This window comes from Acinetobacter sp. YH01010 (assembly GCF_013420775.1).
In the GTDB taxonomy this organism is placed as follows: Bacteria; Pseudomonadota; Gammaproteobacteria; order Pseudomonadales; family Moraxellaceae; genus Acinetobacter; species Acinetobacter amyesii.
The window spans coordinates 1-5885 of sequence record NZ_VOYF01000044.1 but is presented as its reverse complement, the minus strand read 5'-3'; the positions used below and the strand labels follow the sequence as shown (position 1 = coordinate 5885).

The 5885-nt window shown below is 37.1% G+C and carries 9 protein-coding genes and 1 pseudogene; 6 read left to right on the top strand and 4 right to left on the bottom strand.

Annotated elements, in window-relative coordinates; genetic code table 11:
* Positions 1-950: MobQ family relaxase (mobQ, locus tag FTT77_RS16835; RefSeq protein ID WP_180182531.1), on the bottom strand; the 950-nt coding region annotated here is incomplete at its 3' end.
* 215 nt (positions 951-1165) lie between these two features.
* On the opposite strand from mobQ, the gene FTT77_RS16830 reads away from it, so the two are divergent.
* A complete protein-coding gene (locus FTT77_RS16830) occupies positions 1166-1453 on the top strand; it encodes a hypothetical protein (RefSeq protein ID WP_020847062.1) in 288 nt (95 codons plus the stop codon).
* Between the two features lie 32 nt (positions 1454-1485).
* The gene (locus FTT77_RS16825) at positions 1486-1782 is read left to right on the top strand and encodes a hypothetical protein (protein WP_154650792.1); all 297 of its coding nucleotides are present in this window, start codon (positions 1486-1488) and stop codon (positions 1780-1782) included.
* Positions 1783-1815: 33 nt separating this feature from the next.
* Here FTT77_RS16825 and repM read toward each other — a convergent pair whose 3' ends face one another.
* A complete protein-coding gene (gene repM / locus FTT77_RS16820; protein WP_151208205.1) occupies positions 1816-2754 on the bottom strand; it encodes a replication initiation protein RepM in 939 nt (312 codons plus the stop codon).
* A 733-nt stretch (positions 2755-3487) separates the two neighbouring features.
* Between repM and FTT77_RS16815 the strand changes: the two genes are divergently transcribed.
* The 4 genes from FTT77_RS16815 to FTT77_RS16800 all read left to right on the top strand — a co-directional run bounded on the left by FTT77_RS16815 (position 3488) and on the right by FTT77_RS16800 (position 5263).
* Positions 3488-4054 (top strand): hypothetical protein, encoded by a 567-nt coding sequence (locus tag FTT77_RS16815; RefSeq protein WP_180109582.1) that lies wholly within the window; start codon positions 3488-3490, stop codon positions 4052-4054.
* 152 nt (positions 4055-4206) lie between these two features.
* Complete coding sequence (locus FTT77_RS16810; RefSeq protein WP_111886105.1) at positions 4207-4503, top strand: BrnT family toxin; 297 nt, start codon at positions 4207-4209, stop codon at positions 4501-4503.
* Positions 4493-4708 (top strand): hypothetical protein, encoded by a 216-nt coding sequence (locus tag FTT77_RS16805; RefSeq protein ID WP_004811702.1) that lies wholly within the window; start codon positions 4493-4495, stop codon positions 4706-4708. The genes FTT77_RS16810 and FTT77_RS16805 overlap by 11 nt, the downstream gene beginning before the upstream one ends.
* Before the next feature lie 135 nt (positions 4709-4843).
* On the top strand, positions 4844-5263 hold the full coding sequence (locus FTT77_RS16800) for a hypothetical protein (protein ID WP_127245514.1): 420 nt from the start codon (positions 4844-4846) through the stop codon (positions 5261-5263).
* A 6-nt stretch (positions 5264-5269) separates the two neighbouring features.
* On the opposite strand, the gene FTT77_RS16795 is transcribed toward FTT77_RS16800, so the two are convergent.
* Together FTT77_RS16795 and FTT77_RS16790 are read right to left on the bottom strand one after the other, a co-directional pair.
* Positions 5270-5740 (bottom strand): hypothetical protein, encoded by a 471-nt coding sequence (locus tag FTT77_RS16795; protein WP_180109583.1) that lies wholly within the window; start codon positions 5738-5740, stop codon positions 5270-5272.
* A pseudogene (locus tag FTT77_RS16790) lies at positions 5737-5885 on the bottom strand (mobilization protein); the annotation flags it as partial. The pseudogene FTT77_RS16790 and the gene FTT77_RS16795, both read right to left, overlap by 4 nt.

Genomic DNA, 5885 nt, shown 5'->3' with positions numbered 1-5885 from the left:
CCTAGTTTTTGAGATGCCTTGCGGAGTGCTTGCTCGGCTCGTTGTTTATCTAATTCTTGCTGTCGCTTCATTTCCGCTTGGCGTTCCAGTTCTAGACGTTTGGTTTCTTGGTTCTTCTGCCATTGATCAAAACCTTGATCGACACGGCTTAAACCACGCTGTAAAACGCTCTCTTTCTGCTGTTTTTCTTGCTGAAGCTGTTGGCTATTCTGCTGTTTCACATTGTCATTAAAACGGCTGATTTCAGTGTCTATGCCTTGTCTGCGTAATTGGGTGACTTTGGTGCCTTCATGGATGGTGGCTTGTAGTCCGTTGTTCTGATCGGCATAGCTGCGGTGGTCTATTTTTTCTCGGTAGCCTGCACGTTCCAATGCATTGTTGGCTAAGTCTGCCCATGTTTCTCGAATTTGCTTAATGTCTTCTTGGGTTGTCCCTATACCAAGGCTTTTTCGTTTGGCGTTGCTGAGTTCAATATCGGTTTTGGTGGTCAGAGTGATTTTATTGTCTGCGTCTAATTCGGCTTTTCGGGTGGTGAGCATGATATGGGCGTGATGGTTTTTATCATCTCCACCTTTGCTAGGTGCATGAATCGCTAAATCTGCAACCACCCCATAACGGTCTACTAAAGATTGAGCAAACTCTCTTGCTAGTTCTTTTCGCTGTTCTTCATCCAGCTCGTCCGGTAGAGCAATCACCCATTCACGTGCGGTTCGGGCATCTTTCCGATTTTCTGATTTTTCCGCCAAATTCCAAACTTTGCTTCGGTCTAATTCAGTATCCAAGTTAGAAAGAATCTCTGTATACACCACACCTTCTTTTCTCGTGAAGTCGTGCGTTAACCCTGTCCGTTCATCTGTCAATTTTTCTCCTGCACGATAGGCCATAGATGCTACCGCAGTTCGTCCCGAACTTCGATTAACGGTCTTAGTCGTACAGTGATAAATTGCCATGCCTTAGCCTTGTGATAGTTTTGCTTTTGCTTTTAAAAAATTGCGTAGCAATTTTTTGGGGTTAAGGGGTATCCCCTTACGCAAACTTTGACTTGGATGAAATCCAAGTCGTAAGTGCGCATTTCATGAAAAACACGATAGCATATAGCTCGCTTGAACTCTAGTTCATAGAGCCTTATGCTTGAGTGGTTTTCTATATCCCGAAATTGGACGTTATGACAAAATCAACTGAAAATATTGAAAAGAAAATCGAAGCCCAGTTGGAGAAGCTGAAACAGTTAAAAGCTCAGAAACAGGCTATTGAAGCAAGAGAAAGAACAAAGCAGAAAGAGCAAGAACGCAAGGATGATACTCGGCGTAAAATCTTACTTGGTTCTTACTTGATTAAAAAAATGCAATCCAATGAAGCCAACAAAGAAAAAATACTCGCTGAACTTAATGATTATTTAATAGAGGATCGGGATAGAATACTTTTTGATTTACCTTCGATGAATAACAATTAAGCTGGATATTCTTTATGAAATATAAAATTTTAATGTCTTTATTAACAATGTCAGTTATTACCCTTACTGCATGCAGCAAAAATAAAGAAGAACCAGAACATGTAAGAGTGCAAGCATCGTCTCCTGAGATTGTGGAAGAAGTACGCCAAGAAGCGCAACAAGTACCTGCTCCGCAAGAAATTACAGACGAAGACCGTGAACGTATGAAAAAAGAACTCCAAGATTCATCACGATTTGAAAGTAAAGATACTGCCAATAAGTCGGGCGAAGAAGTAAATGCGGAACTGATTAATCAGTTAGATGCGATAGGACAGCCAGCCAAAGAATAAAATTAAAAAAAAAGGAGCTGAAGCTCCTTTTTTTTAATTACCAAATCCTGCCTTTTTTAAGCAAGGGTATAACTCTCTGAATTTTTCAGGCTCTAAAAGCATGTCTGCAATACGAATAGCAAACTGCTGATAGCTTTCTGTACCTTGAGAATATGCCCCCATTTCAGGCATTTCAGACAGTTTGTTTGCAAATAAATGACGTTGGGAATCGGTCATTTTGATGAAAAAATCAGGGGTATTGGGATCTCGTTTAGTTTCAATTTTAGGTTGTACTTTTTGCTTAAACTTGAATGAAAACCCTGTAATTGTACGCCCCTGCTTATGTTGCTCATAAGTTACGGTAATGTCTGTATGTTTGTTAAGTTGCTCAATAGCAATATGTAAAACTTTTTCTTTAAATTGCCCCATTCTTTGATATTTTTCATCTCCAACTCCAAGTTTTAAACGAAATTCATTTAAATCAATAATTGGTGTCTTCCCAGTACTACGCCACGCAATTAAAAGTTCGTATAGGCGAATAGCATAACCACTTGTTAGATTGGCAACTTGTTTTAATTCGTAGCTTGTAAGGTGTTGTTCAAGATAAGTGATTAGGGGTAAGACCGCTGGAGCAAAAGTAAATTCTATAGTTGCAGAATTATCAATATAAGCAATATCAGACACCCAGCGAGTCGTTTTATGAGCAATACCTTTTTCTCTAGGTTCTTGATAGCTAAACTGTCTTGAGAATAAAGACTTACAGGCATCCTTTAGTGTTTCGTATGCTGTGCTATGGCTTACACCAAACGTATTAATATAACTTTCTGCTGTAATCTCAATTGGTTTATTGAATGCAATATAGTCAAGGTGCATGTTATGAGTATGTTCCCGAATAATAACGATAGCTAATAAAATCAATCGCTGTTCGACAAGACCAAGACTATAACTAGCATTAATCAACGCATTATCTTTTACAACTAAGTCATTTTTCATTGTTGTACACTTTTATAATTCAAGTGTATTTGTACACCTTTGTAATGTAGGTGTCAATATCATCGGAATTAGTGTACTTATATGTCGGAATTGGTGTACTTATTGGGGCTAAAATATCGGAATTAGTGTACTTATATATCGGAATTGGTGTACTTATTAGCTGTGAAAGCCTTGCTGTACAAGCGTTTCAAGCAACTTAAAAATATTTAAAAATATATTTAAAAATAAAAAATATAAAAACTTGTGGAAAACTGCCCTATGTACTCGCTAAAGCTCGTACTCTATTGAAGCTCGTCCCTCGCTTCATCGGGCAGTTTTTGGTTAATCCTGTTTGTGAAATCTAAAAGCAAAAGCATTGGTAATGTATTCGCTTCGCTCATACTTTTTGAAAAGCAAAAGCTCCAAAGTTCGCACCCATTCGGGATGCTCTGTACCTACCGTTTAAAATCGAAAGGGAGCTTGTAATCAGAGAAAAGTCGAGCGTGAAATTTTGATGATGCTCAATCGCTCGTAGACACTCGCTCGGTTCTTACTATCTAGGTTTTAATTATTTAATGGAGCTAATCAAAGTTGTGAAACATTGATCAAAGAATAGGCGTGGAACGTGAAAAATCATAAAAAAAGCCCACCTTGGGGAAGATGAGCTATCAACTAGAAACTACAGCATTGATTTCTAAAGATAATTATAACGCATTTCGTATAAGGTGTATTATGTTAATTTTAGGAAAACTTTATGATTAATAACTATTGGCAACGCTTTTTATATTTAGAAACAAAGTTGAAAGAGTTGAGCAACTACATACAGATAGATCAAAGAAATTTTAATGTTTTTTCTATAGAAATTATGTCCTTATACTTGTCTACATGTTCTGAAATTGAAGCTGTTTATAAAGCTATTTCAAACAAAACAGGGCAACAATATAATTTTGATAAATTTCGGTCTGATTTTTCTTCAATTGCTGATAAAGATTTGTTGTTAGAAGACGTTTCTTTTAGAAATAATTCGTTAAAATTTAAACCCTTTCAAGATATTGAATCTAAGGATCAAGATCAATTCATTAGTATAAAGTGGTGGAAAGATCATAATCTTATAAAGCACAATAGAGAGCTTAATTTTCATAATGCTACGTTAGAAAACCTCCTAAACTCACTAAGCGCCCTATACTTATTAAACTTATATTTTCATTATGTTAAAGAAGATAAAGGCAACATTTCCCCTATTCCAGAAATATTTCAAACCAATAGATTTTATGTTGATATGAGAATTGGCGGCAAAGGTTTTGAATACTGTAAATTTTAATAATATTTTCATTATTAAATGGTGCTATTTAACATAATGGCGGTTATACGAAACTTAGATGTTAGAACCCATTTAAATTAATGAGTTATTGAATAAGTGAAACCCTCTAAGTAGACTTTTAGAAGGTTGTAAATCTAGGGAAAAGGCTAAAGATGCCGTTGATTGAGTATTACGGTCTGCTATTTGAATGGCACGATAAAAAAATGGAAATAGTCTATCGAGGGCGTGAAATTACTTTTGAAGAAGTATGTAGCGTTTTTCTTGATCCAGAGCTGATGTCCTTTGACGATCTTGGTCATTATGACGAACAACGGTTGATATCAATCGGTCTAAGCAATCGTGGTAGACTACTAACAGTGGTTTGGGTCGAACGTGGTGATGTTGCAAGAATCATTACTGCTTTTGAGCCATCACACAATCAAAAGCGGAGGTATAACCATGCAAAATGAATTAGAACGCTATAAAAATTTTGACCCTACCAATGCGCCAGTAGTAAAACCAAACTTCGTGAAAAAATTACAAGAACGCCATGCGATTGCTCAAGCAAAAGCTTTTGATGCGGATGTTGTAACTTGGCTAAGTTCTCAAGATGATGAAACAAAACAGCATATTAACGAGATGGTTCGTCATATCATGGCATTGAAACGTGTTTAATTAAAATTTTGCTCGATGCTTTGAAATAGGGCTTTAGCCATGTTTCAAAGTCGAGCCACTTTGCGTGCACCGGTATAAATTGAATAACGAAAGAAACCAAGCAAAGTATTGTCCTCTCTCAAAATTTGGTTAACTATGAAAATATACAATTTAGCTCAAAGTTTTTTCATCATTTCTGTACTGACTGGTTGTATGGCAAAGCCCGCCTTAGTTTCTGATGCTATACAACCTGTAAAACCTATATTTTTTATTAAGCATAATGAATCAGGTGCAAGAGCTTCACTTATTGGAGGAATATTGCATTTAGATCCGTATGGCTGTATCAGACTGGACAGTGATACAGGTCCTTTTATTATCTGGGCTGATAGCACTGAATTAGCATATACAAATGACGGCAAGGTCAGTATCACCAATAAACTTAATGGTCATAAGTTTTTTATAGGGGATGAAATTATCCTAGGTGGAGGGCGAACCACTGTAATACCTAAATCTGTTACCATTTCTATTCCTGAAGTTTGCACTACTCACGGTTATTGGCCTGCCACTCCACTTTAAAAAGCATTATTTAGGGTCGATCACGCAATAATCTTTGTTTGGCCCATGACAGTCATTTTTCATGATCCGGACACAGGATTGGCCATTACAGTTTTTAATATCTAGGTTATATCTTTGTTCTAGCCAAGCTGCTTTTGCACGACGTTCTTTGATCTCGTCAAAACTTGGAATAAATAAAAATATAAAAGACAGGAAAACTAATACCAGACTAAGGAAAATTGCACACAACAAGGCAATAAATCTGTAGTTCAATTTATCGGTGGCTTTATCTAACTCCTGAATACGACCTTGAAGGGCGTGTGTAGCTTCCTGATTTGCGTTATTTAGGGTCTTTTTGCTCTGTTCTAGCACCCCACTAGCTACCTTATTGTAAAACGTCTCTAATCGCTTGTTATCCTCTGCTATGGCTTCTCTATATTCCTTCATGGATGCCAGTAAAATATATAATTGGTCATCTAAATCATTTTGGTTGCTCATAACGACATTCCGCCTCTACCTAGTTTTTGAGATGCCTTGCGGAGTGCTTGCTCGGCTCGTTGTTTATCTAATTCTTGCTGTCGCTTCATTTCCGCTTGGCGTTCCAGTTCTAGACGTTTGGTTTCTTGGTTCTTCTGCCATTGAT